The following is a 24,156-nucleotide window of genomic DNA, read 5'->3' as shown; positions in this document are numbered from 1 at the left end:
TTAGGCTTGTGACAGCATTACTTGAAGAAAACTCTTAAGAGTTTCTCTGAAGTTTCGTCTACATCCGTGGGATGTCCGGATGGCGTCACTTCAAAACCGGGAGAAGTGGGCGCAGGGATGGCGTCTGGAGTTTCTCCCCTTTCCAGAGATACATGGGGGTCGCTTGGCAGCGTCGGTCGAACCAACGCGCCTGCTCCTGCTGGCGGAAGCGCCGCAGTGGGCCCAGCTACTGCGCGGGCATCTGGCCGCGTTGGGGCAGGGCTATTCGCTGATCACGGCCCCGTCCTGGCAGGCCGCCAGCAGCCTGTTCGACGAAGATCAGGTCGGCCTGGTGCTCGCCACGCCCGGCAAGTTGCCGTCCGCCCACCAATGCCACCTGCCGCTGGTCCTGCTGCTGGAGCGTGAGCCCGCGGAAGAGCCGGTCGGCGTCGCCGACTATCTGGTGGCCGAATCCCTCAGCGTCGAAGTCCTGCGCCGCACCCTGCGTTACGTGCGTGAACGCACCTCGCTGCAGAACACCCTGCAGAGCCTGGCCGAACAGGACCCGCTGACCGGCATCGCCAACCGCCAGGGCTTCCAGACCCTGCTTGCCGCCCGTCTCAGCGAGAGCGAAGGGCGCGGCCTGGCGCTGGGTCACCTGGACCTGGACAACTTCCGTCACGTCAACGACGCCCTCGGCCACCAGGCCGGCGACCGCCTGATCCTGCAGGTGGTGGCGCGTCTGAAGGCACACCTGGACAACGGCGACGACATTGCCCGCCTGGGCAGCGACGAGTTCGCCCTGCTGCTGGACACCCGCCGCGACCCGGCGCGGGTGGAAAAGATCGCCGAGCTGATCGTCGAATCCCTGGGCGAACCCTACTGGGTCGAGGGCGAAAGCCTGTTGCTGGGCTGCAGCCTGGGTGTGGCCCATGCCCGCGCCGGCGAAGCTGCCGACCCGCTGTTGTGGCACGCGCACATCGCCATGCAGCAGGCCAAGTCGCGCCAGGGCTGCACCTTCCACGTCTTCGACGAACGCATCAACCGTGGTGCCCGCAGTCTGGCCGACCTGGAAAGCGAACTGCGCCGGGCGTTGCGCCGCGACGAACTGGAGCTGCACTACCAGCCGCGCCTGGACCTGCACAGCGGGCAAATCGTCGGCCTCGAAGCTCTCGTGCGCTGGCGCCATCCCGAGCGCGGCTTGCTGACACCGGGCGACTTCGTGCCGCTGGCCGAGGAAAGCGGGCTGATCGTGCCGCTGGGCTACTGGGTCATTTCCCGTGCCCTGCGCGACATGCAATGGCTGCGCGGGCGTGGCCTGCCGCCGCTGCACATGGCGGTGAACCTGTCGTTCCGCCAGTTCCAGGACAGCCAGCTGCTGCCGACTCTGGAGCGCCTGATCCGCGAGCGCGGCGTCGACGCCCAGTGGCTGGAGTTCGAACTCACCGAAACCGCCGTGATGCGCCGCAGCGACCAGGTCCAGCAGACCATGCAGGCCCTCGGCCGATTGGGCGTGCGCTTCTCGCTGGATGATTTCGGCACCGGCTTCTCGTCCTTCGTGCACCTGAGCAGCCTGCCCATCACCCTGCTGAAGATCGACAAGAGCTTCGTCGGCGACATGCACGAGCGCCCGGAAAACCTGCAACTGGTGAAGGCCATGATCAACCTGGCGCACAACCTGAACCTGGAAGTGGTCGCCGAGGGCGTGGAGACCATCGCCCAGCAGGACGAGCTGCGCCAGTTCGGCTGCGACCAGGTGCAGGGCTACTGGATCAGCCGCCCATTGCCGCTCGCGGAGCTGGCGCGGTTCCTGGTGTTCGGCGCCAACCGCGCGCTGCGCCTGCAGGACTCGGTCAGCTAGCGGTCAGTCAGCACAGCCAGGCCCGCGCCGGACGTGTGCGGGCGCAGCAGGCGCGAGGTCTTCGCCTCGAACGCCAGCGTCAGCCCGATGGCCGCGCAGGCCAGCCCGGAGGCCAGCCCCCACCACACGCCGCTCGGCCCCCAGCCCAGCGGGAAGGCCAGCAGCAGCGCCATCGGAACGCCCACCAGCCAGTAGCCCGCCAGCCCGACGAGGAAGGTGGTGCGCGCATCCTTCAGGCCACGGATCGCGCCCATGGCGATGCACTGGGTGCCGTCGAACAGCTCGAACCACGCGGCGATGGCCAGCAGGCTGACGGCCAGCTTCACCACCTCGCGGTTGGCCGGGTCGTTGTGGTCGATGAACAGGCCGATGACCAGCTCCGGCGCGAGCCAGAACAGCGCGGCGAAGGCGAACATGCAGCTGGCGCCGAAGCCGATGCCCAGCCGGCCGGCTCGGCGCGCCTCGACCAGCCGGCCGGCGCCGTAGTGCTGGCCGATGCGGAAGGTCACCGCGTAGGAAATCCCCATGGGCACCATGAAGGCTACGTACACCGACTGGATGGCGATCTGGTGTGCCGCCAGCGCCGTGCTGCCGATCACGCCCATGCACAGGGTGGCCACGGTGAACATGCCCGACTCCACCGCGTAGGTGCCGCCGATGGAAATGCCGAGGCGCAGGGAGTCGCCGATCACCTTGAAGTCCGGCGTCGACAGTCCGGGCAGCAGCGGATAGGGCGCATACGCCCGGTGCCAGCGCAGGTACAGGGCGAAGATTACCGGCAGAGCGTTCATCACCACCGCGGTGACCATGCCGATCCCCGCCAGCCCGAGGCGCGGCAGGCCGAACAGGCCCTCGATGAAGGCGTAGTTCAAGGCGAAGTTGGCCAGCGCGCCGATCAGGCTGATGGCCATGACCGGGCCCGGCCGCTCGATGGCGCTGGTGAAACCGCGCAGCACCATGAAGGCCATGTAGCCGGGCAGGGCGAAGACGATGCTGTGCAGGAAAGTCATGGTGCCATGGACGGTTTCCGGGGCTTGGCCGAAGGCGATCAGGATCGGTCCGAGGTTCCACAGCAGCAGGCCCGCCAGCATCGCCAGGGCGCCGCCGATCCACAGGCCGGCCTGGGTCGCCTGCACCACGCCACGCGCGTCCTTCGCGCCATGCCGGATTGCCACCAGGTTGCCGGTGGCCGCGACCACGCCGACGCAGAAGGTCGACACCAGCGCATAGGTCGACGCGCCCAGCCCGCCGGCGGCCAGCGCCTCGCGGCCGAGCTTGCCCATCATCACGGTGTCGGTGAACACCATGGCGACGTAGGCCAGCTGCGCGGCGATCAGCGGGCCGGCGAGGCGAAGGATGGCGGCAAGTTCGTCACGGTACAGGCGTTTCATGAGTCAGGCTCAGCAAGCGGCAGGTGCCGCATCGATAGGGAGTCGCCCATTCTCCGGCCGCCGTGGATGCGCGCACAAAAGGAAAAATGCGATGCCATCCATGAGTCATACTCATGCCAAGTCGCCCTTTGGAGCCCGCCATGAACCGCCAGTTGCCGCCCCTCTATGCCCTGCGCGCCTTCGAGGCGGCCGCCCGGCATGCGTCCTTCACCCGTGCCGCCGAGGAACTGGCGATCACCCAGAGCGCGGTGAGTCGGCACATCAAGACCCTGGAAGAGCACTTCGCCTGCCGCCTGTTCCAGCGTCGCGGGCGCCAGCTGGAGCTGACCGAAACGGCGCGGATGCTGCTACCCGGCCTGCGCGACGGCTTCGACGCGCTGGAGCGCGCCTGCGCCAGCCTGCGCGCCGAAGAAGGCGTGCTGCGCCTGAAGGCGCCTTCGACCCTGACCATGCGCTGGCTGCTGGCGCGGCTGAGCCGGTTCCGCATGCAGCACAGCGAGATCGAGGTGCAGCTGACCAGTGCGTGGATGGACGTGGACCGCGTGGATTTTGTCCATGAGCCTTTCGATTGCGCGGTGCTGCTCAGCTCCGGGCACTTCCCGCCGGACTGGGAGGCCACCCTGCTGTTCCCCGAATGGCTGATTCCCGTGGGTGCGCCCGAGCTGCTCGCCGATGGCCCGTGGGACGCCGGGCGACTGGCCGCCGCCGAGTTGCTGCACCCCACGCCCGACCGTCGCGACTGGCGGCGCTGGCTGCAACGCATGGGCCTGGGGGAGCAGGTGTCGCTCAAGGGCGGGCAGGTGTTCGACACCCTGGAGCTGGGTATCGTGGCCGCCGCTCGTGGTTACGGGGTTTCCATCGGCGACCTGGTAATGGTCGCCGAGGATGCCAACCAGGGTCGGCTGGCGTTGCCCTGGCCCAGCGCGGTGGCCAGTGGCGAGAGTTACTACCTGGTCTGGCCCCGTGCGCGCCGGCATCAGGAGCGGCTGCGCCGGTTGCGCGACTTCCTACAGGCTGAGGTACAGGCCATGCAGCTGCCGCCGGTGCAGCTGCTCGACTGACACCGGCGACGCGGCGGCTCAGGAGCCGCTGCAACCATTGGCCCAGACCTGGTAGTGCAGCTCGTGCTGCTGGGCCTGAGAGTCTTCGTAGACCATGGTCACCGGCACGATGCCGCAGGCTTCCTGGGTATCGGTGATAGAGATAACGCGGGCGACATCGGGCTTCTCGTGCGCTGGCACGGTGCCGCAGGCGGCGAGGAACAGGGTGGAGAACAGCAGAGCAATCAGCGCTTTCATGATGTTTTTCCTTCAGAAGAGTGGAGTCAGGCGCGTTCGTGCAGCAGCGAGCGGGCGGAGTCGGCCATCACCAGCAGGCCGCCTGCGAGCATCAGGGTGTCCTTGAGCACCAGCCGGCCTGCGCCGGACAGGTAGGGGAAACCGTGCTGCGCATCGCCCAGCGCCTGCACCCAGGCCTCGGGCGTGGTGATCAGGAAACTCAGCGTCACCAGCGGCGTGCCAAACGACAGCAACCCACCCAGCAGGCCCAGGCGACGGGACAGCGGGTTGAGCAGCACCAGCAGCGCGATGCTCAGCTCCACCACGCCCAGCCCGTAGGAAAAGCCGTAGGTGTTGTTGTCGGTCTGCCAGGCACGCTTCTCCAGATTCAGCTCGCCTTCGTGGGTGAGGTGCGCGCGGTAGTCCTCGGGGTGCTCGTAGAAGAACGACATGAACGGGCTGTTGGCGACGAAGGGCGTGATGCTGTCGGCCTCGTAGGGCACGAACTTCAGCGCGCCGATCCAGATGAACACCACGGCGATGGCCACCCGCATCAGGTTCACGCCGAGGCTGTCGAGTCGGCTCAGCGCACGCAGGACTTGGGTTACGGAAGAGGTCATGGGGAACTCCTTGAGAGTCGGTTGGATTCAGTGGTTCCTATTGTCGGAATCCGGCCGTTTGGCTTCTTTCGCGTTGTGCTCGGCTTTTTGTCGGTTGCTCTCGGATGCGAGCGGACCGCCCCAGGGTGTTGCACCAAGGGGATACGGGAGAGGGGAAGAAGTAGGTAGTCGCGTTTACTTGGCCGATCCTGCGCGTAATCTGTAGTCCCTTTCCCGCGTATGGAATGCCATGAACTCCATTGACCGCCTGATCCAGCTCGCCGGCCTGCGCGGCAGCCTCGACCTGCGCTGCCAACTCCAGGGCGACTGGGCGCTGGACCACGAACAGGCACCGTGCGGGGTGGCGCAATACCACATCCTGCTGTCCGGCCGCTGCCAGGCGGAAATGCCTGACGGCCAGGTCCTTGCGCTACAAGCGGGTGACATCCTGGTTTTCCCGCGCGGTGGCGCGCACCTGCTGCGCAGCCAGGGACCGAAAGTGATCCCGGTGCCCACCCAGGTCAGCCAGGACGGCCTGCTGCCGGTGCACCGCATCGGCAGTGAAGGCGAGTCGCTGGATATCCTTTGCGGCAGCTTCCACTACCAGCGCGACTCGCTGCTGATCGGTGCGCTGCCGGCGTTCCTCAACGTCTCCACCCGGGCTCTGGGCCTGAGCGAACAACTGGCGTCGCTGGTCAGCCTGTTGCGCGCCGAGGCGGACGGCGACCAGCCTGGTGCGCGCTTCCTGGTCGATGCGCTGTCCTCGGCCCTCTTCACCCTGATCCTGCGCGTCTACCTGCAGGAGTACGTCCCCAGCAGCGGCACCCTGGCGTTGCTCGCCGACAAGCGCCTGAGCCGCGCCTGGCAGGCGATGCTCGACGACCCCGCCCACGAGTGGACCATCGAGGCGCTGGCCGAGCGTGCCAGCATGTCCCGCGCCACCTTCATGCGCCTGTTCACCCAGGTGGCCGGGCTGTCGCCCTGGGCGCTGCTGACCAAGGTGCGCATGGAGCTGGCCTACCGCCTGCTGAGCAGCTCGCAGCTGAGTCTCACCGACATCGCCGCGCAGGTTGGTTACCAGTCTCAGGCGTCCTTCACCAAGAAGTTCAAGGAAACCTACGGCGACGCCCCCGGTCGCCTGCGTCGCGCGGTGAACTAGACCAGCCGTCGTCGCCAGCAAAGGCGCATGGCGCGCATGGACATGTCCTGCCGCCCTCGAGACGGTTCACGTCGCTGCCGTCGCAGAGCTGAAACAGCGCTTTGCTAGGGTCATTGCTGGACTAGTCCAGTGAAGGCCCGCCATGGGCCTTCCCCATACCCACAAGACCACTCGGGGGAATTCCATGAAGCCCATGCGTACCTTGCTCGCCGGCCTGATCCTGGCCGGCCTCGCCAGTACCTCTTTCGCCGCCACCGAACTGAAACACTGGCCCGCGCCGGCCGCCAAGCAGCTCGATGCCTTGATCGCCGCCAACGCCAACAAGGGCGCCTTCGCGGTCTTCGACATGGACAACACCAGCTACCGCTACGACCTCGAGGAATCGCTGCTGCCCTTCCTCGAAATGAAAGGCGTGCTGACCCGCGAGAAGCTCGACCCCTCGCTCAAGCTGATCCCCTTCAAGGACGTCAACGGCCACAAGGAAAGCCTCAACAGCTACTACTACCGCCTCTGCGAGGTCGACGACCTGGTCTGCTACCCCTGGGTCGCCCAGGTGTTCTCCGGCTTCACTCTGAAAGAGCTCAAGGGTTACGTCGACGAGCTGATGGCCTATGGCAAGCCGGTGCCCAGCACCTACTACGAAGGCGACGTGGTCAAGAGCATCGAGATCAACCCGCCCAAGGTCTTCACCGGCCAGACCGAGCTGTACAACAAGCTGATGGAGAACGGCATCGAGGTCTACGTGATGACCGCCGCCCATGAGGAACTGGTGCGTATGGTCGCCAGCGATCCCAAGTACGGGTACAACGTGAAGCCCGAGAACGTTATCGGCGTCACCACCCTGCTCAAGGACCGCCAGAGCGGTGCCCTGACCACCGCGCGCAAGCAGATTGCCGAAGGCAAGTACGATCCCAAGGCCAACCTGAACCTGGAGATCACCCCCTACCTGTGGACCCCGGCCACCTGGATGGCCGGCAAGCAGGCGGCGATCCTCACCTACATCGACCAGTGGAAGAAGCCCATCCTGGTCGGCGGCGATACCCCCAGCAGCGATGGCTACATGCTGTTCAACGGCACCGCCGAGAACGGCGTGCACCTGTGGATCAACCGCAAGGCCAAGTACATGGACCAGCTCAACGGCATGATCAAGAAGAATGCCGCGGCCCAGGCCGGGCTCGGCCAGCCGGTCACCGCCGACAAGAACTGGGTGATCGTCACCCCGGAAGAGATCCAGTAGGCGCGTAGCGCTTGCGTAGGAGCGCGGGCGCTCTGGTAGGGTGCTTAACGCGCCAGCGTTATCCGCCGTGGTGCTATCGGCGGATAACCCGTTCCGGGTTATCCGCCCTACGGCCCTGCGCTCCACACCATCCTGCGGACTGACTCCGGACTCACACTGTAGGAGCGCCGTTGCCCGGACTGGAGCCCCCGCCCCAAGCCAAATCCGGGTGAATGACTCAAGTATTGTCACGCGCCGCCGATAGCCTGTGCAGACCGGCGAACCACGCCGGCACTCCCCTCGAACCGAAGCAGGCCGCTCCTCGAACCACGGGCGACGGCCCGCCGTTGCGTGCAGAAGCAGAAAAATGAACCAGCCCCGATCCCGCATCGCCCTGCAATTGGCGATGGCCCTGGCCGTGCTCCTGATCCTGTTGATCAGCGGCAGCACGCTGTTTGCCTTGCGCTCGCTAGACAGCGCTACCCTGACTACCCGCGAAGAACACCTCGCCAGCGAAGCGCGCCTGCTGGCGGACCAGCTGGAAACCTTCCACGGCACCCTGCGCGAGAGCACCCAGCGCCTCGCCGGCCTGTTCGAGAAGCGCTTCGCTGCCGGCCTGAAAGCGCACACCGATGAGCGCGTGCCGGTCGCCGCACTGCAAGCCCCGGCGCTGTACCTGGGCGACACCCGCCTGAACGGCGACTTCACCCTGGTCGACGAATTCCGCCAGCTCACCGCCGGCGTCGCCACCGTTTTCGTGCGTGATGGCGACGACTTCGTGCGCATCACCACCTCGCTGATGAAGCAGGACGGCAGCCGCGCCATGGGCACCGTGCTCGACCACAACAGCCCGGCCTACCCGCTGCTGATGCGCGGCGAAAGCTACGTCGGTCGTGCGCTGCTGTTCGACCGCTTCTACATGACCCAGTACACCCCGGTGCGCGACGGCAGCGGGCGGGTGATCGCCGTACTGTTCGTCGGCTTCGACTACACCGACGCGCAGAAACGCCAGTTCGACAACCTCGGTCGCTTCCGCCTCGGTCAGGGCGGCTCGCTGGCGCTGCTGGACGAACAACACCACTGGCTGGTGCCGCCGGCCGGCGCGCGCAACCCCGAGCGCGCCGCCGACAGCCTCGCCAGCCTGCTGGACAACCCCGGCCGTGGCCGCTTCTGGAGCGACGGCCAGGATGATTTCTACAGCGTGGCGCAGCCCTTTGCCGGCGGCCCCTGGACCGTCGTCGCGAGCATGCCCAAGGACGAGATCCGCGCGGTGACCTGGCGCGTCGGTGGTCAGCTGGCCATGGGCAGCCTGATCGCCATGCTGCTGGCGGTGATCGCCACCACCTGGCTGCTGCAACGCCGCCTGCGTCCGCTGGGCGACCTGGTGCGCCAGGCCCATGCGCTGGGCGCCGGCGACCTGGGCGCGCGCCTGTCAGTTGCCAGCCGTGACGAGATCGGCGACCTGGCGCGCAGCTTCAACCAGATGGGCGAGGCGCTCTCCCGCATGGTTGAGCGCGTGCGCGGTGCAGCGGAGGAAGTGGGGCATTGCTCGCGTTCGCTGTCGGGTCTTTCCAGTGGCGCCTATGCCGGCATGGAACAGCAGTCCGGCGAGATCAACAGCATGGCCGGCGCGGTGGAAGAGTTCAGCGCCACCTCGATGGACATCGCCGACAACATGCGCAGCACCGAACGCATGGCCAGCGAGAACACCCGGCAGACGCGCATTGGCCTGCACTCCATGGACGATGCCTCCGCCTCGCTGGCGCAGATCGCCGGCGCACTGCAGCAGACCGTGGAGCGGGTCAATCGCCTCGGCGCGCGCTCCCAGGAGATCGGCAGCATCGTCGGGGTGATCACTTCGATTGCCGAGCAGACCAACCTGCTGGCACTCAACGCCGCCATCGAGGCCGCCCGTGCCGGCGAGCAGGGGCGCGGCTTTGCCGTGGTTGCCGATGAAGTGCGCAGCCTGGCGGCGCGCACCCAGGCCGCCACCACGGAAATCTCGCAGATGATCGGCGCCATCCAGCAGGACACCGGCAGCGCCACCGAGACCATCGAGCAGGGCAGCCAACTGATGCAGCACGGGCTGGCGCTGAACGAGAAGGTCGCCGCGGCGCTGGCGGAAATCTCCCAGCAGAGCAGTGCGGCCGGCGAGCAGTTCGCCGCCATCACCACCGCGACCCAGGAGCAGAGCCGGACCGCGACCCTGCTCAGCAGCAACCTGCAGGGCATCGCCCAGGCCAACAGCGAACAGCGTCAGGTGGTGGCCGATCTGGCGCAGACCGTGCGCGAGCTGGACAGCCTGGCCGCCGGCCTGCGCGACGAGGTCGGGCGCTTCCGCTGAAGCGCCGGGCGGGTCAGTCCTTGAGCTGGCCCAGCCCGTACTCCAGGCTGGCGGCGGACAGCTCGCCCATCTGGCTGTGCTTCAGGCGTCCCTGGGCGTCGTAGAACAGCGTGGTGGGCATGCCGTAGGAGCCGGTGGCCTGACCGAGGCGGTTGCCGCTGTCGAGCAGCACCGCCGCCTCGCTCAGGCCCTGTTCGCGCAGGAAACGCTGCACGGCTTCGGCATTCTCGCCCTGGTTGACCAGCAGGAAGCGCACATCGCTGCGCTGTTGCTGAGCGGCCTCCAGCACCGGCATCTCGCGCCGGCACGGCGGGCACCAGGTGGCCCAGAGGTTTACCACCATGGGCCGGCCATCCAGCGCGCGCAGGTCCACGGCGGCCCCGCGCAGGTCCATCACCGTGAGTTCGGGAATCTGCTGGCTGCGGTCCAGCGCCGAGGTCACGGCCTTGCCGCCGCCCCATAGGCACACACCGACCACGGCCGCGACGGCCAGCGGGCGGCGCAGCTCTGTCCGCTTCCAGGCCAGCAGCGCGCCTATCAATGCGGCGGCGATCACCCCCGGCAGGGCGAGAAAGCCGCCATCGCGGATGTCGACGATGCTCAGCGGCGTCGCCGCGTACTGCTCGAAGTAGCGCGCGACGAAGGCCAGCCGCGCCACCAGCAGGCCACCGAGGAGCATGGCGAACAGCGCGCCTTCGGGGTTGGCGCCGCGCTTGCGCCCGGCCAGCCAGCCGGCCAGCAGGGCGCCGAAGAAGCCGAGGTAGAGCAGCACGTGGGGCAGGGGAAGGGCCAGAGGGCCGAGGGTGAGACTGGTCAAAGCGGGTGCCTGGCAAAAGGAAACCAAGGTACAGCAGGGCGCCGCCACGGGGCAGCGCCGGGCTGTGGATAAATGTTTCGCCTCAGGCGGGCAGCGGCTCGGCCTGCTGCTCGCGCAGCTCGGCGGTCAACCGCTTGGCGCAGGCGCCGACCTTGCGCACGGCATCCTCGATCACCGCCAGGTCACGGTGGGAGTAGTTCATGCGGATGCAGTTGCGGTACTTGCCCGAGGCGGAAAAGATGTTGCCCGCCGCCACCTGCACGTTGTCGCGGCGCAGCTCCTGGTTCAGCCGCACGCTGTCGAACAGCGGGTCGAACTCGACCCAGAGCATGAAACCGCCACGCGGCCGGGTGACTCGCGCACCCTCGGGGAAGTAGCGGCCGACCCACTCGGTCATCAGGTCGCGGTGGCGCTGGTACTGCGCGCGCATGCGGCGGATGTGCGGCTCGTAGTGGCCGCCGCCAATGAACTCGGCCAGCGCCATCTGCGGTTGCGGCGCGCAGGTGCCGCTGGCGATGTACTTGAAGTGGAGGATGCGGTCCAGGTAGCGCCCCGGCACCACCCAGCCAGTGCGCAGGCCGGGGGCTACCGTCTTGGAGAAGGAGCTGGCCAGCAATACGCGGTCATCGGTATCGAAGGACTTGATGCTGCGCGGGCGTGGGTAGGCGTAGGCCAGCTCGCCGTAGACGTCATCCTCGAGGATTGGCACGTCGTAGCGTGCCGCGAGCGTGAGCAAAGCGCGCTTGCGGGCGTCGGGCATGATGTAGCCCAGTGGGTTGTTGCAGTTGGGGGTGAGCAGGATGAGCTTCACCGGCCACTGTTCCATGGCCAGTTCCAGCGCCTCCAGGCTGATGCCGTTGGTGGGGTCGGTGGGGATTTCCAGCGCCTTCAGGCCATAGGCCTTGAGTGCCTGCATGGCGCCGTGGAAGCTGGGTGAATCGATGGCGATGATGTCCCCCGGCTCGCAGATGGCGCGCAGGGTAATGGCCAGCGCCTCCTGGCAGCCGGTGGTGATGACGATCTCGCTGGGCGGCACTTGGCAGCCGGAGTCCAGCATCAGCCGGGCGATCTGCTCGCGCAGCGGCAGCGAGCCCTGGATGCCTTCGTAGCCGAGGCTCTGCAGGTCGGTGCGGCGCGCGGCGTGCACCATCGCTCGCTGCAGCGGCTTGAGCGAGGGGCTGGCAATGTCCGGCGTGCCGCGCCCTAGCTGGACGAAATCGCCGCCCGGCGCGCGGCGCACCTGTTCCAGCACCTGGTCCCACTGCGATACGTCCACCGGCCGTTGCGCCGGGCGGGTCATGGCCGGCATCGGCGGCAGCTCGCGGCGTTCGGGTACGAAGTAGCCGGACTTCGGCCTGGGCTCGACCAGCCCGGAGTCCTCCAGCACACGGTAGGCCTGCTGCACGGTGCTGATGCTGACGCCGTGCTCCTCGCTCAGCGCGCGCACCGAGGGCAGGCGGTCGCCGGGACGGTACAGGCCCTGCTCGATGCGGTCGCCGAGGGTGGCGGCCAGCTGTGCGTAGCGTTTCATGACAGATCTCCCGTGCCGGACAGGCTCGGCGGAATGCAGTACAGATTGGAAAAAAATACGCCATTCAGAAGGATTTCGCCTGTCTCTGTATGGAAAAAACTTCACAGCGTTGAATCTGTAATGATTTCTGCCGATTCGCCACGCTAGTCCCACGTTCGAAAGAGCTCGACTGGAGGAGTGACGAGATGAGCGGCCTGAGCGATGTGCGGCTGACCCTTTACCAACAGGAACTGCTGGAAATCCCCGGTGTGCGCGAAGCCCCGCGCGCCCCGCAGGAGAGCCGCTGGCAGCAGTTCTGGCGCCGTGTGCGCACGCGCAAACAGCTGATGGATCTGTCCGATGCGCAACTGAAGGATATCGGCGTCACCCGCGAACAGGCGCGGATAGAAGCGATGCGGCCGTTCTGGCGTTGCTGATCAGAAACTGAACAAACAGGGAGTGCTTATGAGCGAGACGCGCGCTGCTGCGTTTGATCGAGTCGCCGCCGAACTCGGCTACGACTTCAGCGGTGAAATGAAGATCGGCGGCAACTACGTGCCCTTCCTCATCGAAGGAAACCAGGTGCACATCAGTGGGCAGATTCCGCGGGTGGGTGATGAAGTCGTCGTCACCGGCCGGGCGGGCAGTGAAGTCTCAATGGCCGATGCCCAACTGGCTGCCAAGGTCTGCGCCATGCGCGCGCTGGTCTTGCTGCGGCAGGCGCTGGGTGATCTCGACCGGGTGCGCAGAGTGTTGCAGCTCAACGTGTTCGTACAGTCAGCAGAGCACTTTACGCAACTGAGCGAGGTGGCCGACGGTGCATCGGCGGTGCTGTATGAGGTGCTGGGCGCGGCCGGTGTGCACACGCGCACTTCGGTTGGCGTCTATCAGTTGCCGAAGAACGCCACGGTCGAACTGAATCTCCTTGCCGTCGCGCAGGACCTGCCGGGCTAGTGCCCCGCGCGGTATTGCAGCGCTTCGGCCAGGTGCGGACGGGCGATGTCGTCTGCCTGCTGCAGGTCGGCGAGGGTGCGGGCGACCTTGAGAATCCGGTGCAGGGCGCGCAGTGACAGGTTCAGGCGCTCGCCGGCCTTCTCCAGCCAGGCCTGGTCTTCCGGACTCAATGCACAATATTGGTGCATTTTCTTCAGGGTCAGAAAAGCGTTGGCACAACCCTGCCGGGCGAGCTGGCGCTGGCGCGCGCCAGCGACCTGCACAGCCAGTTCGGCACTGCTGGTACTCGGCCCGCTGGGCGCGAGGCTGGTGCTTTCGCGGCTGACGGTCAGGTGCAGGTCGATGCGGTCTAGCAGGGGGCCGGAGAGCTTGGCCCGGTAGCGCTGGATCTGCTCCGGCGAGCAGCGGCAACGGCCATTGGGGTCGCCCAGATAGCCGCAGGGGCAGGGATTCATCGCCGCCACCAGCTGGAAGCGTGCCGGGAAACGCACCCGGCCGTTGGCGCGGGCAATGACGATCTCGCCGCCTTCCAGCGGTTCACGCAGCACTTCCAGGACCTTGCGATCGAATTCCGGCAGCTCGTCGAGGAACAGCACGCCTTCGTGGGCCAGGGTAATTTCCCCCGGCTGCGGGCGACTGCCGCCACCGACCAGCGCCGGCGCGGAAGCAGTGTGGTGGGGCTGGCGGAAAGGCCGCTGCGGCCAGTGGGTCAACGGCCCGCCCCCGGCGACGGAATGGATCGCCGCGACCTGCAGCGCTTCGTCTTCATCCAGCGGCGGCATCAGACCGGGCAGACGGCTGGCGAGCAGCGTCTTGCCGGTGCCGGGCGGCCCACTGAACAGCAGGTTGTGCGCGCCGGCAGCGGCCACCAGCAGCGCGCGCTTGGCGGCGGCCTGGCCTTGCACTTCGGCAAGGTCGGGATAGGGCGGCGTGGCGCGCAGCAAGCCGTTGGCCTCAAAGGGGCGCAGGCGTTCCTGGCCGCTGAAGTGTGCGGCCAACTCCAGCAGGTGGCCGACGGCGTAGACGGTCAGGCCGCTGGCGAGGCTGGCCTCCTCGGCGTTCTCCTTCGGTACCACCAGCGCGCGTCCGGCAGCACGGGCTGCCAGCGCGGCGGGCAGTACACCGGGGACCGGCCGCAACGTGCCGGAGAGCGCCAGCTCACCCAGGCATTCGAGCCCATCCAGCCCGGCGGCATCGGCCAGTTGGCCGCTGGCGGCGAGGATGCCCAGGGCAATGGCCAGGTCGAAGCGCCCTCCGTCCTTTGGCAGGTCGGCCGGGGCGAGGTTCAGGGTGATCCTGCGGTTGGGGAAGTCGAAGCCCGAGTTGAGCAGGGCGCTGCGCACGCGGTCCTTGCTCTCCTTCACGGCGCCTTCGGGCAGGCCGACCAGGGTCAGTGACGGCAGGCCGTTGGCGAGGTGCGCCTCGACGGTGACGCCGGGCGCTTCCACACCGACCTGGGCGCGGCTATGGACGATGGCGAGGGACATGGATCACTCCTGGATTCCATGCCGCCCGCCAGGCGGGGCTTATTCTTCGGCGGCGGGGGCAGGTGCAGCGGTATCGGCGGGCGAGAGCCTGGCTTCCATCTCCGCGACCTTCGCTTCCAGTGCCTCGAGGCGGGCGCGGGTGCGCGCGAGGACGACCATCTGGCTGTCGAATTCGTCGCGGCTGACCAGGTCGAGCTTGCTGAAGGCGCTCTGCATCAGAACCTTGAACTGGGCTTCCAGCTCGGCCTTCGGCAGGGGCGATTCGCCACCGAACAGGCGTCCGGCTTGTTGGCTGATGGCATCGAGGAAGGCTTTGGGCGGCAGCATGGTTCATGGGTTCCGGATTGAATCAGAGCCCAGTCTATCACGCAGCCAGCGCTGGCTGCGGCGCGCCGGGTTGCACGCTTTTTGAGCAGTGTGCCCGCTCTGCGTGCGCGCTTTCGGTGCGCCAGAGTGGCGCTGGCGATTCGCCAGAAAGCCCTGTTTCAGGCCAAGTGCCTGATGCGACGGGAATTTTCACGAACTGGCAAGCTTCATGCTTTGGGGCAGATATGGCGTGCACCGATGCAGTTCCGGTGCGGCAGGCGAGGCGGTGGATTGCTTCGATCAAGGCAGTCGGAGTGCTGAGGTAGGGCGGCCGGCGCATTACAAAAGCCAGACACTGCGCTTAGACTTGTCTCCGGGTTCGTTCTTCCTGGGGCGGGTCCACCAAAACACGGGAGAGAGTTACATGAAGCTAGTCACAGCCATCATCAAGCCGTTCAAGCTGGACGACGTTCGTGAGTCGCTGTCCGAGATCGGCGTGCAGGGCATCACTGTGACCGAAGTCAAAGGCTTCGGCCGGCAGAAGGGTCACACCGAGCTGTACCGTGGCGCGGAATACGTTGTCGATTTCCTGCCGAAGGTGAAGATCGACGTCGCCATCGCCGATGACCAGCTGGATCGTGTTATCGAAGCCATCACCAAGGCCGCCAACACCGGGAAGATCGGTGACGGCAAGATCTTTGTCGTAAATCTGGAACAGGCCATTCGTATCCGTACCGGCGAAACCGGCACCGACGCGATCTAAGCCAAGCCCACACCGAACCCCCACGCCCCAGGAGAAACAACAATGACTCTGCGCAAATACGCAGGGCTAGGCGCCCTATTGCCCCTCGCAATGCCCGGTCTGGCCTTGGCCGACGAGGCTGCGGCCCCCGTCCTGAACAGCGGCGACACCGCCTGGATGCTGATTTCCAGCGCCCTGGTGCTGCTGATGACCATCCCTGGCCTGGCGCTGTTCTACGGCGGCATGGTGCGCGCCAAGAACGTCCTGTCGATCATGATGCAGTGCTTTGCGATCACCGCGCTGATCAGCATCCTCTGGGTCGTCTACGGCTACAGCCTGGCCTTCGATACCATCGGTATGGAAAAGGGCGTGGTCAACTTCGCTTCCTTCGTCGGCGGGCTGGACAAGGCCTTCCTCAGCGGCCTGACCACCAGCGGCCTGACGTCCGCCGCCGCGCTGTTCCCTGAGAGCGTCTTCGTGATGTTCCAGATGACCTTCGCGATCATCACGCCGGCCCTGATCGTCGGCGCCTTCGCCGAGCGCATGAAGTTCTCGGCCATGCTGATCTTCACCGCGCTGTGGTTCACCCTGGTCTATGCACCGATTGCCCACATGGTCTGGAGCGGTGACGGCGGCCTGCTGTGGGACTGGGGCGTGCTGGACTTCGCCGGCGGCACCGTGGTGCACATCAACGCCGGTATCGCTGGCCTGGTGGCGTGCATCGTTCTCGGCAAGCGCAAGGGCTACCCGACCGCTGCCATGGCCCCGCACAACCTGGGCTACACCCTGATCGGCGCCGCCCTGCTGTGGATCGGCTGGTTCGGCTTCAACGCCGGTTCCGCCGCTGCCGCCAACGGCACCGCCGGCATGGCCATGCTGGTAACCCAGATCGCCACCGCCGCCGCCGCCCTGGGCTGGATGTTCGCCGAGTGGATCACCCACGGTAAGCCGAGCGCCCTGGGCATCGCTTCGGGCGTGGTTGCCGGCCTGGTCGCCATCACCCCGGCTGCCGGTACCTGCGGCCCGATGGGCGCCATCGTGATCGGCCTGGCTGCCGGCGTGATCTGCTTCTTCGCCGCCACCAGCCTCAAGCGCGCCGTCGGCTACGACGATTCGCTGGACGCCTTCGGCGTGCATGCTGTCGGCGGTATCGTCGGCGCCCTGCTCACCGGCGTGTTCGCAGCCCCGGCACTGGGCGGCTTCGGCACCGTGACCGACATCGGCGCGCAGCTGTTCACCCAGTTCAAGGGCGTGGCCTTCACCATCGTCTACACCGGTATCGTCAGCTTCGTGATCCTCAAGGTTCTGGACCTGGTCATGGGCCTGCGCGTCTCCGAGGAAGAGGAAACCGTGGGTCTGGACCTCTCCCTGCACAACGAGCGCGGCTACAACCTGTAAGGGTTCGCGCAAGTTCGACGAAGGGCGCCCTCGGGCGCCCTTTGTTTTTTCGATCAGCACGCTAGAATGCGCGCGCATCACCGTTAGCGACGCAAGGATTGCCCGCCATGTGGCAGCAGAAGACCATCACCCTGCGCCCTCGACCGCGAGGTTTCCACCTGGTCACCGACGAGATCCTGGCCGCGCTGCCGGAGTTGTCGAAGTGCCGGGTCGGCCTGCTGCACCTGCTGTTGCAGCACACCTCCGCTTCGCTGACGGTCAATGAGAATGCCGACCCCTCGGTGCGCCGCGATTTCGAGCGATTCTTCAATCGCCTGGTGCCCCAGGGCGAGAGCGGCTATGAACATGACTACGAAGGTCCGGACGACCTTCCGGCGCATTTCAAGTCAAGCCTGCTGGGCTGTCAGCTGACGCTGCCGATACAGGAGGGAGGCTTGGCAATGGGCACCTGGCAAGGTATCTATCTGGGCGAGCACCGCGACCACGGAGGCCCGCGCAGCATAGTGGCGACCTGGCAGGGCGAGCTTGTATGAATTTTTTCCGGCGGCGTTCGTCAAAGCGCGCAGCTGGGCTATAACTAACGTGCTTTGCAGCACCACAGAGGTTGAACAATGAGCGACGAAGAACTGGAACAGGACGAGCTGGACGGCGCTGACGAGGACGATGGCGAGGAACTCGCCGCAGCGGACGACAGCGACGCCGAAGCAGACAGCGGCGATGGGGATGAAGCCCCTTCTCCCAAGGGCGGTGGCAAGAAAGCCAAGGCCGCTGCGGAAGAAGAGGAACTGCCCTCGGTCGAAGCCAAGCAGAAGGATCGTGATGCACTGGCTCGCGCGATGGAGGAATTCCTCACTCGCGGTGGCAAGGTGCAGGAGATCGAGCCGAACGTCGTGGCCGACCCGCCCAAGAAGCCGGATAGCAAATACGGCAGCCGCCCTATCTGATATCTGACGCGACATGAAAAGCCCCGCCGTTCCGTGAGGAGCGGCGGGGCTTTTTCATGTCCGTTTGTAACGGACTTGTTGGAGCGAGCTTGCTTGCGAGTCGCTTGAATCCTGCGGTATCCGGGAGCTCTGGTTCGCGAGCAGGCTCGCCCCGGAAAAGCCGTCAGAGTTTTGCCAGAACGCCGGGCAGCTCGGACAGGTTGTGGATGATCGCGCTGGGCGCCTCTTCGCCGTCCCATGCCTTGCGCGCCGGGTTGAACCAGATCGCCTTCATGCCCGCGCGACGCGCGCCGGCGATGTCATCGCTGGGGTGGTCGCCGATGTGCACGGCGTGTTCCGCCGCCACGCCGCCGCGCTTGAGTGCTTCCTGGAACGGGTGCGGATCGGGTTTGCCGACGCCAAGTTCTTCCGCGCACAGGGCGAACTGGAAGTAATCGGCCAGGCCCAGGCGGCGCACGTCGGCGTTGCCGTTGGTGAGCACGCCAAGGATGAAGCGGTTGGCCAGTTGCTCCAGGGTCGGGTGCACCTCGGGGAACAGCGCCACCTGGTGCCGCGCGTGGAGGAAGGTCTGGAACCCGGCTTCGGCCAGGTCGCTGGCCTCCGCTTGTGGATAACCCGCGTCGAGCAGGGCGTGGAACAGGATGCGCCGGCGCAGTTCGCTCAGGCGGTGCCGGAGCATCGGGTCCTGCTCCATCAGCCGCGAGCGGATCGCCCACAGGTGTTCGATGGGCACAGGCCCCAGTTGCGCGGCGTTCACCGCCAGCCAGTCGCGCAGGGTGGCTTCCGCGCTGTTCATCACCGGGGCAACATCCCACAGCGTGTCATCGAGGTCGAAGGTGACCAGACGGATACTCATTCTTCTGCTCCGGGTTTACGGCGTGCCCGTGGGTGCGCCTGGTCATAGACCGTGGCGAGGTGCTGGAAGTCCAGGTGGGTGTAGATCTGCGTGGTGGCGATGTCGGCGTGGCCGAGCAGCTCCTGCACTGCGCGCAGGTCCTGGGAGGACTCCAGCATATGACTGGCGAAGGAGTGCCTCAGCATGTGCGGATGCAGGTGCTGGCCCAGCTCGCGCACACCGGCTTCGCGCACGCGCAGCTGGACCGCGCGGGGCGTCAGGCGCTTGCCGCTGCGGCCGATGAACACTGCGTTGTCCTGTGGCGAGGCGAGGGCACGCAGCGGCAGCCAGTTCTCGATGGCCTGCCGCGCGGCGCGGCCGACCGGCAGCTCGCGCACCTTGTTGCCCTTGCCGTGCACGCGCACCAGACCGTCCTTGAGGTCCAGCCACTCCAGGTCGAGGCCGACCAGTTCGGAGAGGCGCAGGCCCGAGGAATAGAACAGCTCCAGCAGTGCCTGGTCGCGGCGGGCGATGAAGTCGTCCTCGACGCCGCCGTCGAGCAGTTGCGCGGTGCGGTCGGTATCCAGCGTACGCGGCAGCTTGCGTGCGCCCTTGGGCGCGGCGAGTCCGTCGGCGGGGTTGTGCCGGCAACGGCCTTCGCGGATCAGGTACTGGTACAGCCCGCGGGTGGCCGACAGCAGGCGCGCCAGGCTGCGGCTGGCAAGGCCCTGCTGGTGCAGGCGGGCGACGAACATACGCAGGTCGCGCACCTGCAGCGCGGGCCACTCGTTCAGCGAGGATTTTTCGCAGAGCGCGGCGAGGCGCAGCAGGTCGCGGCGATAGCCATCGAGGGTATGGACGGACACCTGGCGCTCGCTGCGCAGGTGTTCCAGGTAGGCATCCAGATCGGCTTCGAGCGACAAGCGATCAGCTCCCAGCGGTGAAGGCCCGGCGGGATCAGCGTACCGAGCGCAGTGGCGTGGAGAAGCGCGGCAGGGTCCGCGCGAGGACTTCGGCGACGTAGCCCAGGAACAGCGTGCCCAGCGAGCTCTTGTAGTGCTGCGGATCGGGGCTGCCGATCGCCAATACGCCGTGCAGGCCCTGGAAGGTCAGCGGCACCACGGCGGCGGAGCCGACCTGCTCGCGTTCGCTTTCGCAGAACAGGAAGGCCAGCTCGTGGGGGCGCAGCACGCCGCAGACGGTCTTGCCGCCCGACAGCAGGCCGCCGATGGCCTGGTGCGCCTCGGCGCTGCTCACCGAACGGCCCACCGGCAGGTTGTTGTCGCTGAAGAGGATCAGGCTGACGTAGGGCACGAGGAACTCGTGGCGCAGGCTGTCTTCTGCCGTGCTGACGATTTCCTCGAGGCTGGTGGCATCGAGCAGGTCGAGCACCAGGCGACGGGTCTTGTCGAACAGTCGGTCGTTGTCGCGGGCCACGTCCATCAGCTGCGACAGCCGATGGCGCATCTCGATGTTGCGCTCGCGCAGCAGGCGTACCTGGCGCTCCACCAGCGACACGGCGTCGCCCGGCTGGTGCGGAATGCGCATCTCCGGGATCAGCTCGTCATGATCGACGAAGAATTCAGGGTGCCGGCGAAGATAGTCGGCGACCTGTTCGGCTTCGAGCGTAACGGTGGGGTCCTGCGGAGTATCGGTCATAAGCGTCCCGGTTATAGACGTACCTGGCCTTCGAACACCCGCACTGCGGGCCCGGTCATCATAACGGGCTGACCCGGTCCTGCCCACTCGATGGACAACCGTCCGCCGGGAAGGTCGATCTGTACCGGCGATTGCAGCCAGCCCTGGCGGATGCCGGCAACGGCGGCAGCGCAGGCGCCGGTGCCGCAGGCCAGTGTCTCGCCGGCGCCGCGTTCCCAGACGCGCAGGCGCGCCTGGTGCGGATTGACGATCTGCAGGAAGCCGATGTTGGCCTTCTGCGGGAAGCTTTCGTGGATTTCCAGTTTCGGCCCCAGGGTGCGCACCGGAGCGCTGTCCACGTCATCCACACGCAGCACGCCGTGCGGGTTGCCCATGGAGATCGCTGCCAGCTCGTATTGCTGGCCGTCCACTTCGAGGGGGTAGCTCAGCGCTTCAGCACCGGCCTGGAACGGCACCTGCTCGGGTTGCAGGCGCGGCGGGCCCATGTCGACGATGACCTGGCCGTCGTTGGCGATGGTCAGTTCGATCATGCCGCCCTTGGTTTCCACGCGGATGGTCTTCTTTGCGGTCAGGCGCTTGTCGACCACGAAACGGGCGAAACAGCGCGCGCCGTTGCCGCACTGTTCGACCTCGGTGCCGTCGCAGTTGAAGATGCGGTAGCGGAAGTCGGCGTCCGGCGTGCTCGGCGGCTCGACGATCAGCAGCTGATCGAAGCCGACCCCGAAGTTGCGGTCGCCCCACTGTTTGACATGGCGTGGTTGCACATGGGCGTGCTGGCTGACCAGGTCCAGGACCATGAAGTCATTGCCCAGCCCATGCATCTTGGTAAAGCGCAGAAGCATCGTCGTCTCGGCCTCAGTCCGGCAGCAGGCTTTCGCCGGCGAACAGCTCTGGTCGTGTTCCGTGGCGACGCACCCAGTGCGCGGCCGAGCTATCCACCAGCACCTCGGCGGCGCGGCCCCGGGTGTTGTAGTTGGAATTCATGACGAAACCATAGGCGCCGGCCGAACGCACGGCCAGCAGGCCGCCTTCTTCGCGGACGGGGTTGCGGAGTCGGGCGAGGAGTTCGCCGTTACCGCTTTGCGGCATGCCGAAGCGCCCGGCGATTGCCGGCGACGGCAGGTCTGCCGCGAACAGTTGCCCGTCGCGGACGTCGAAGGCGTCCATGGGAACGCCCTCAGAGACCGTAGCGGTCCTTGCTGTGCTCGCTCTTGGCCTTCTGGTCGTCCGGCAGGTACAGCGGGCCTTTCTGGCCACAGCCGGCCAGCGCGGCGGTGAAGACGGCGAGCGCGACGAAGGGAAGCAGCAGTCGCTTCATGGCGGAATCCTTGTAATAAAGCGTCAATTGACCCGGAGTATACCGACCCCCCGCCGGCTTGCCTATTCAAGCGGGCTCCCGCCTGGCGGGGCTTGCGGCTCGCGCGGGAAGGGCCGGTGGCCCTATGATGGCGGGCAAAAAATGGAATGCCTGATGGACTATCGCGATCCCCTGCCCAGTTCGGTGTCGGTGGCCTACCTGCAGGGCCTCGTGGAGCATCTGCAGCGCCAGGGCGTGGACCCGGCGCAGTTGCTGGCGACGGTGCACCTGGAGCCTTCGATCCTTGCCCAGCGCGACCAGCGCATCGCCGCCAGCGCCTACCTGGAGCTGGTGGGCGCCGGCGTGCGCCTGAGCGGCGACGACAACCTCGGCCTGCACCTGGGCGAGGCGGTGCGGCCCGGCTACTACGGCGTGCTCGGTTACCTGATCATGAGTTGCGCGACCCTCTCCGACGCCCTGCACCGGCAGGCGCGCTATGCCTCGCTGGTAGGCAACCTGGGCCGCGTCGAGCTGGCCGACGAGCCGCCGCGCACGGGCTGCGAGGCGCTGGTGAAGCACAGCTGGGAGCCGCTGCTGCCGCAACAGCAACGACAGATGAGCGAAGAGACGCTGGCCGGCTGGGTCAGTTTCGGCCATTGGGTCAGCGGCGTGGACGAGGTGCCGTTCGAAGTGCGCTTCAGCCATAGCGCCCCGGCAGATGTCAGCGAGCACGAGCGCATCTTCCGCTGCCCGGTGCTGTTCGATCAGCCGGACAACGCCCTGGTCTTCCCCAGACGCCTGCTTTCGCTACCGCTCGGCCAGGCCGATGCCCAGGTGCAGCGCACGCTGGATGCCTACGCCGAACGTCTGCTGGTGGAAATCAACAAGGGCGACACCGTGCTCGACCGCGCGCGCCTGGAGCTGGCGCGCCAACTGCCGGAGCAGGGCGCGGATCTGGAGCGCCTGTCGCAGACCCTGGCGCTGAGCCCGCGCACCCTGCAGCGGCGGCTGCGCGACACCGGCCTGTCGTTCAGCCAGCTGGTGGATGAAACCCGCCAGCAACTGGTGCTGCACTACCTGCGCGACCCGGCGCTGGACACTGCCGACATCGCCTACCTGCTCGGCTTCAGCGAAGCCGGCTCGCTCGCCCGTGCATTCCGGCGCTGGACGGGGCAGAGTCTGGGCGAATACCGGCGTAAACTGGTGCCTTTGACTGATCCCGAGGACGATGCATGAGCACTTTGAGCGAAGCCCGCTTCCATGACCTGGTGGACGCCGTACAGGTAACGGTGGAGGACGCCTTCGACGACAGCGACCTGGACCTGGACCTGGAAAACTCCAGCGGCGTGCTGACCGTGCGCTTCGAGAACGGCACCCAGCTGATCCTCAGCCGCCAGCCGGCGCTGCGCCAGCTGTGGGTGGCGGCGCGCTCCGGCGGCTTCCACTTCGACTACGACGAATCCGGCTCGCTGTGGATCTGCGACAGCACCCGCGAACCGCTGGGCGCGCTGCTCAATCGCGCGACCCTGGAGCAGGCAGGCGAGGATGTCGACTTCCCCGGCATCTGAGCCGCGGGCGAGCGTCGCCTCGCCCTGCTGCCGGCGCTGTTGCCTGGACGACGCGGACATCTGCGTCGGCTGCGGGCGCACCCTGGGCGAGATCCTGGAGTGGAACGAGGCCGACGGCGAGCGGCGCCTGGCGATTCTGGCGGACTGCGAAAAGCGCCGAAACAACCAGCGGCCGAAGTGGTGACTGGTCGGTGTTGCTTATTTTCTGTGCTGTGTTAGTGTCCGGGAAAACCCCGCCTTGGGCGGGGTTTTTCTTTTTTCGGATTTCATTACGTTCGATCCCCGAACGTCTTTACTGCCAGAACACCCAGGGCCCCGAACGCGCGAGCGTCCGGGGCTCTCCTGTAAGGAGACTGCCAACCATCATGACCACGACTCCCATCACCGTGACTCGACTCGACCTGCAACGTCTGGAGCGCATGCTCGACAGCCTGGATGAGTACGGCCCCGCGGCCGAGGCGCTGGAGGCCGAGCTGGCCCGCGCCACGGTGGTCGGCCACGACGAGATACCGCCGGGCGTGGTCACGATGAACTCCACCGTGCGCTGCCGCGAAGAAGGCAGCGGCAAGGAATACCACCTGACCCTGGTCTACCCGGCTGGCGTCGGCGGTGAAGGCAAGGTCTCGATTCTTGCTCCGGTCGGCACTGCGCTGCTCGGCCTGACCACCGGCCAGAGCATCGACTGGCCGGTACCCAGCGGCAAGACGCTGAAGCTGACCCTGCTGGAAGTGGAATACCAGCCCGAAGCGGCCGGCGATTTCGATCGCTGAGTTCCCCTTCGGGAGCCTCCCTCTCCGGGCGTCCGGCCGGCCT

General features: G+C 66.7%; 27 protein-coding genes and 1 pseudogene. 15 read left to right on the top strand and 13 right to left on the bottom strand.

Features of this window, described 5'->3' with window-relative positions:
- Window positions 1-163 precede the first annotated feature (163 nt).
- Window positions 164-1,840: a putative bifunctional diguanylate cyclase/phosphodiesterase gene (locus IB256_RS13875; RefSeq protein ID WP_138217084.1), complete on the top strand. Its 1,677-nt coding sequence runs from the start codon at window positions 164-166 to the stop codon at window positions 1,838-1,840.
- On the opposite strand, the gene IB256_RS13870 is transcribed toward IB256_RS13875, so the two are convergent.
- Entirely contained in the window at window positions 1,837-3,231 is a 1,395-nt protein-coding gene (locus tag IB256_RS13870; RefSeq protein WP_192402921.1) for a NorM family multidrug efflux MATE transporter, read from the bottom strand. The two genes, IB256_RS13875 and IB256_RS13870, sit on opposite strands and share 4 nt — an antisense overlap.
- Window positions 3,232-3,371: 140 nt before the next feature.
- On the opposite strand from IB256_RS13870, the gene IB256_RS13865 reads away from it, so the two are divergent.
- Window positions 3,372-4,292: a LysR substrate-binding domain-containing protein gene (locus IB256_RS13865; RefSeq protein WP_192293560.1), complete on the top strand. Its 921-nt coding sequence runs from the start codon at window positions 3,372-3,374 to the stop codon at window positions 4,290-4,292.
- 18 nt (window positions 4,293-4,310) lie between these two features.
- Here IB256_RS13865 and IB256_RS13860 read toward each other — a convergent pair whose 3' ends face one another.
- A complete protein-coding gene (locus IB256_RS13860; protein WP_192402919.1) occupies window positions 4,311-4,529 on the bottom strand; it encodes a DUF2790 domain-containing protein in 219 nt (72 codons plus the stop codon).
- A gap of 26 nt (window positions 4,530-4,555) precedes the next feature.
- A complete protein-coding gene (rclC, locus tag IB256_RS13855) occupies window positions 4,556-5,128 on the bottom strand; it encodes a reactive chlorine resistance membrane protein RclC (protein WP_192293556.1) in 573 nt (190 codons plus the stop codon).
- A gap of 229 nt (window positions 5,129-5,357) precedes the next feature.
- On the opposite strand from rclC, the gene IB256_RS13850 reads away from it, so the two are divergent.
- From IB256_RS13850 to IB256_RS13840, 3 genes are all read left to right on the top strand, one after another.
- Window positions 5,358-6,266 (top strand): AraC family transcriptional regulator, encoded by a 909-nt coding sequence (locus IB256_RS13850; RefSeq protein WP_192293554.1) that lies wholly within the window; start codon window positions 5,358-5,360, stop codon window positions 6,264-6,266.
- Window positions 6,267-6,450: 184 nt separating this feature from the next.
- A complete protein-coding gene (locus IB256_RS13845) occupies window positions 6,451-7,503 on the top strand; it encodes a haloacid dehalogenase-like hydrolase (protein ID WP_405307446.1) in 1,053 nt (350 codons plus the stop codon).
- A 346-nt stretch (window positions 7,504-7,849) separates the two neighbouring features.
- On the top strand, window positions 7,850-9,826 hold the full coding sequence (locus IB256_RS13840) for a methyl-accepting chemotaxis protein (RefSeq protein ID WP_192402917.1): 1,977 nt from the start codon (window positions 7,850-7,852) through the stop codon (window positions 9,824-9,826).
- Between the two features lie 13 nt (window positions 9,827-9,839).
- On the opposite strand, the gene IB256_RS13835 is transcribed toward IB256_RS13840, so the two are convergent.
- Together IB256_RS13835 and IB256_RS13830 are read right to left on the bottom strand one after the other, a co-directional pair.
- A complete protein-coding gene (locus IB256_RS13835) occupies window positions 9,840-10,643 on the bottom strand; it encodes a TlpA disulfide reductase family protein (RefSeq protein WP_192293550.1) in 804 nt (267 codons plus the stop codon).
- An 82-nt stretch (window positions 10,644-10,725) separates the two neighbouring features.
- Window positions 10,726-12,174, bottom strand: a complete 1,449-nt coding sequence (locus IB256_RS13830) for a PLP-dependent aminotransferase family protein (protein WP_192293548.1) — start codon at window positions 12,172-12,174, stop codon at window positions 10,726-10,728.
- 185 nt (window positions 12,175-12,359) lie between these two features.
- Between IB256_RS13830 and IB256_RS13825 the strand changes: the two genes are divergently transcribed.
- Window positions 12,360-12,590: a DUF1127 domain-containing protein gene (locus IB256_RS13825; protein WP_192293546.1), complete on the top strand. Its 231-nt coding sequence runs from the start codon at window positions 12,360-12,362 to the stop codon at window positions 12,588-12,590.
- Window positions 12,591-12,618: 28 nt separating this feature from the next.
- Window positions 12,619-13,107, top strand: coding sequence for a RidA family protein (locus IB256_RS13820; RefSeq protein ID WP_192402915.1), 489 nt, complete (start codon window positions 12,619-12,621; stop codon window positions 13,105-13,107).
- Here the strand turns inward: IB256_RS13820 and IB256_RS13815 are convergent.
- Both IB256_RS13815 and IB256_RS13810 read right to left on the bottom strand, forming a co-directional pair.
- A complete protein-coding gene (locus IB256_RS13815; RefSeq protein WP_192402913.1) occupies window positions 13,104-14,594 on the bottom strand; it encodes a YifB family Mg chelatase-like AAA ATPase in 1,491 nt (496 codons plus the stop codon). The two genes, IB256_RS13820 and IB256_RS13815, sit on opposite strands and share 4 nt — an antisense overlap.
- A 39-nt stretch (window positions 14,595-14,633) precedes the next feature.
- Window positions 14,634-14,921: an accessory factor UbiK family protein gene (locus IB256_RS13810; RefSeq protein WP_081515185.1), complete on the bottom strand. Its 288-nt coding sequence runs from the start codon at window positions 14,919-14,921 to the stop codon at window positions 14,634-14,636.
- A 403-nt stretch (window positions 14,922-15,324) separates the two neighbouring features.
- Here IB256_RS13810 and glnK point away from each other — a divergent pair, with 403 nt between their 5' ends.
- From glnK to sutA, 4 genes are all read left to right on the top strand, one after another.
- Window positions 15,325-15,663: a P-II family nitrogen regulator gene (glnK, locus tag IB256_RS13805; RefSeq protein WP_003457590.1), complete on the top strand. Its 339-nt coding sequence runs from the start codon at window positions 15,325-15,327 to the stop codon at window positions 15,661-15,663.
- Between the two features lie 42 nt (window positions 15,664-15,705).
- A complete protein-coding gene (locus IB256_RS13800; RefSeq protein ID WP_192293540.1) occupies window positions 15,706-17,040 on the top strand; it encodes an ammonium transporter in 1,335 nt (444 codons plus the stop codon).
- A gap of 107 nt (window positions 17,041-17,147) precedes the next feature.
- Window positions 17,148-17,573: a secondary thiamine-phosphate synthase enzyme YjbQ gene (locus IB256_RS13795; protein WP_192293538.1), complete on the top strand. Its 426-nt coding sequence runs from the start codon at window positions 17,148-17,150 to the stop codon at window positions 17,571-17,573.
- Window positions 17,574-17,651: 78 nt separating this feature from the next.
- Window positions 17,652-17,984: a transcriptional regulator SutA gene (sutA, locus tag IB256_RS13790; protein ID WP_045215410.1), complete on the top strand. Its 333-nt coding sequence runs from the start codon at window positions 17,652-17,654 to the stop codon at window positions 17,982-17,984.
- Between the two features lie 163 nt (window positions 17,985-18,147).
- Here the strand turns inward: sutA and IB256_RS13785 are convergent, their stop codons facing one another.
- The 6 genes and pseudogenes from IB256_RS13785 to lptM all read right to left on the bottom strand — a co-directional run bounded on the left by IB256_RS13785 (window position 18,148) and on the right by lptM (window position 21,796).
- Entirely contained in the window at window positions 18,148-18,840 is a 693-nt protein-coding gene (locus IB256_RS13785; RefSeq protein WP_192293536.1) for an HAD family hydrolase, read from the bottom strand.
- Entirely contained in the window at window positions 18,837-19,742 is a 906-nt protein-coding gene (gene xerC / locus IB256_RS13780; RefSeq protein ID WP_192402911.1) for a tyrosine recombinase XerC, read from the bottom strand. Before xerC ends, IB256_RS13785 begins: the two co-directional genes overlap by 4 nt.
- A 34-nt stretch (window positions 19,743-19,776) precedes the next feature.
- On the bottom strand, window positions 19,777-20,478 hold the full coding sequence (locus IB256_RS13775; protein WP_192293532.1) for a DUF484 family protein: 702 nt from the start codon (window positions 20,476-20,478) through the stop codon (window positions 19,777-19,779).
- Window positions 20,479-20,489: 11 nt separating this feature from the next.
- Window positions 20,490-21,320 (bottom strand): diaminopimelate epimerase, encoded by an 831-nt coding sequence (dapF, locus tag IB256_RS13770; protein ID WP_192293530.1) that lies wholly within the window; start codon window positions 21,318-21,320, stop codon window positions 20,490-20,492.
- Window positions 21,321-21,333: 13 nt separating this feature from the next.
- Window positions 21,334-21,510 (bottom strand): annotated as a pseudogene (locus IB256_RS13765) (diaminopimelate decarboxylase); the annotation flags it as partial.
- Window positions 21,511-21,655: 145 nt separating this feature from the next.
- Entirely contained in the window at window positions 21,656-21,796 is a 141-nt protein-coding gene (gene lptM / locus IB256_RS13760; RefSeq protein ID WP_081515193.1) for an LPS translocon maturation chaperone LptM, read from the bottom strand.
- A 153-nt stretch (window positions 21,797-21,949) separates the two neighbouring features.
- Here lptM and IB256_RS13755 point away from each other — a divergent pair, with 153 nt between their 5' ends.
- The 4 genes from IB256_RS13755 to rnk all read left to right on the top strand — a co-directional run bounded on the left by IB256_RS13755 (window position 21,950) and on the right by rnk (window position 24,113).
- Window positions 21,950-23,011 carry an AraC family transcriptional regulator gene (locus IB256_RS13755; protein ID WP_192293528.1) on the top strand — a complete coding sequence of 354 codons (1,062 nt, stop codon included), beginning with the start codon at window positions 21,950-21,952 and terminating at the stop codon, window positions 23,009-23,011.
- The gene (cyaY, locus tag IB256_RS13750; protein WP_024762102.1) at window positions 23,008-23,343 is read left to right on the top strand and encodes an iron donor protein CyaY; all 336 of its coding nucleotides are present in this window, start codon (window positions 23,008-23,010) and stop codon (window positions 23,341-23,343) included. Before IB256_RS13755 ends, cyaY begins: the two co-directional genes overlap by 4 nt.
- On the top strand, window positions 23,321-23,527 hold the full coding sequence (locus IB256_RS13745; protein WP_192293526.1) for a DUF1289 domain-containing protein: 207 nt from the start codon (window positions 23,321-23,323) through the stop codon (window positions 23,525-23,527). Before cyaY ends, IB256_RS13745 begins: the two co-directional genes overlap by 23 nt.
- A 181-nt stretch (window positions 23,528-23,708) precedes the next feature.
- Window positions 23,709-24,113, top strand: a complete 405-nt coding sequence (gene rnk, locus IB256_RS13740; RefSeq protein WP_081515196.1) for a nucleoside diphosphate kinase regulator — start codon at window positions 23,709-23,711, stop codon at window positions 24,111-24,113.
- Window positions 24,114-24,156: the final 43 nt, after the last annotated feature.

The sequence above is a fragment of the Pseudomonas sp. PDM17 genome (assembly GCF_014851985.1).
GTDB lineage: Bacteria > Pseudomonadota > Gammaproteobacteria > Pseudomonadales > Pseudomonadaceae > Pseudomonas.
The sequence above is the reverse complement of the archived record's forward strand: the minus strand, read 5'-3'. Positions and strand labels throughout refer to the sequence as shown.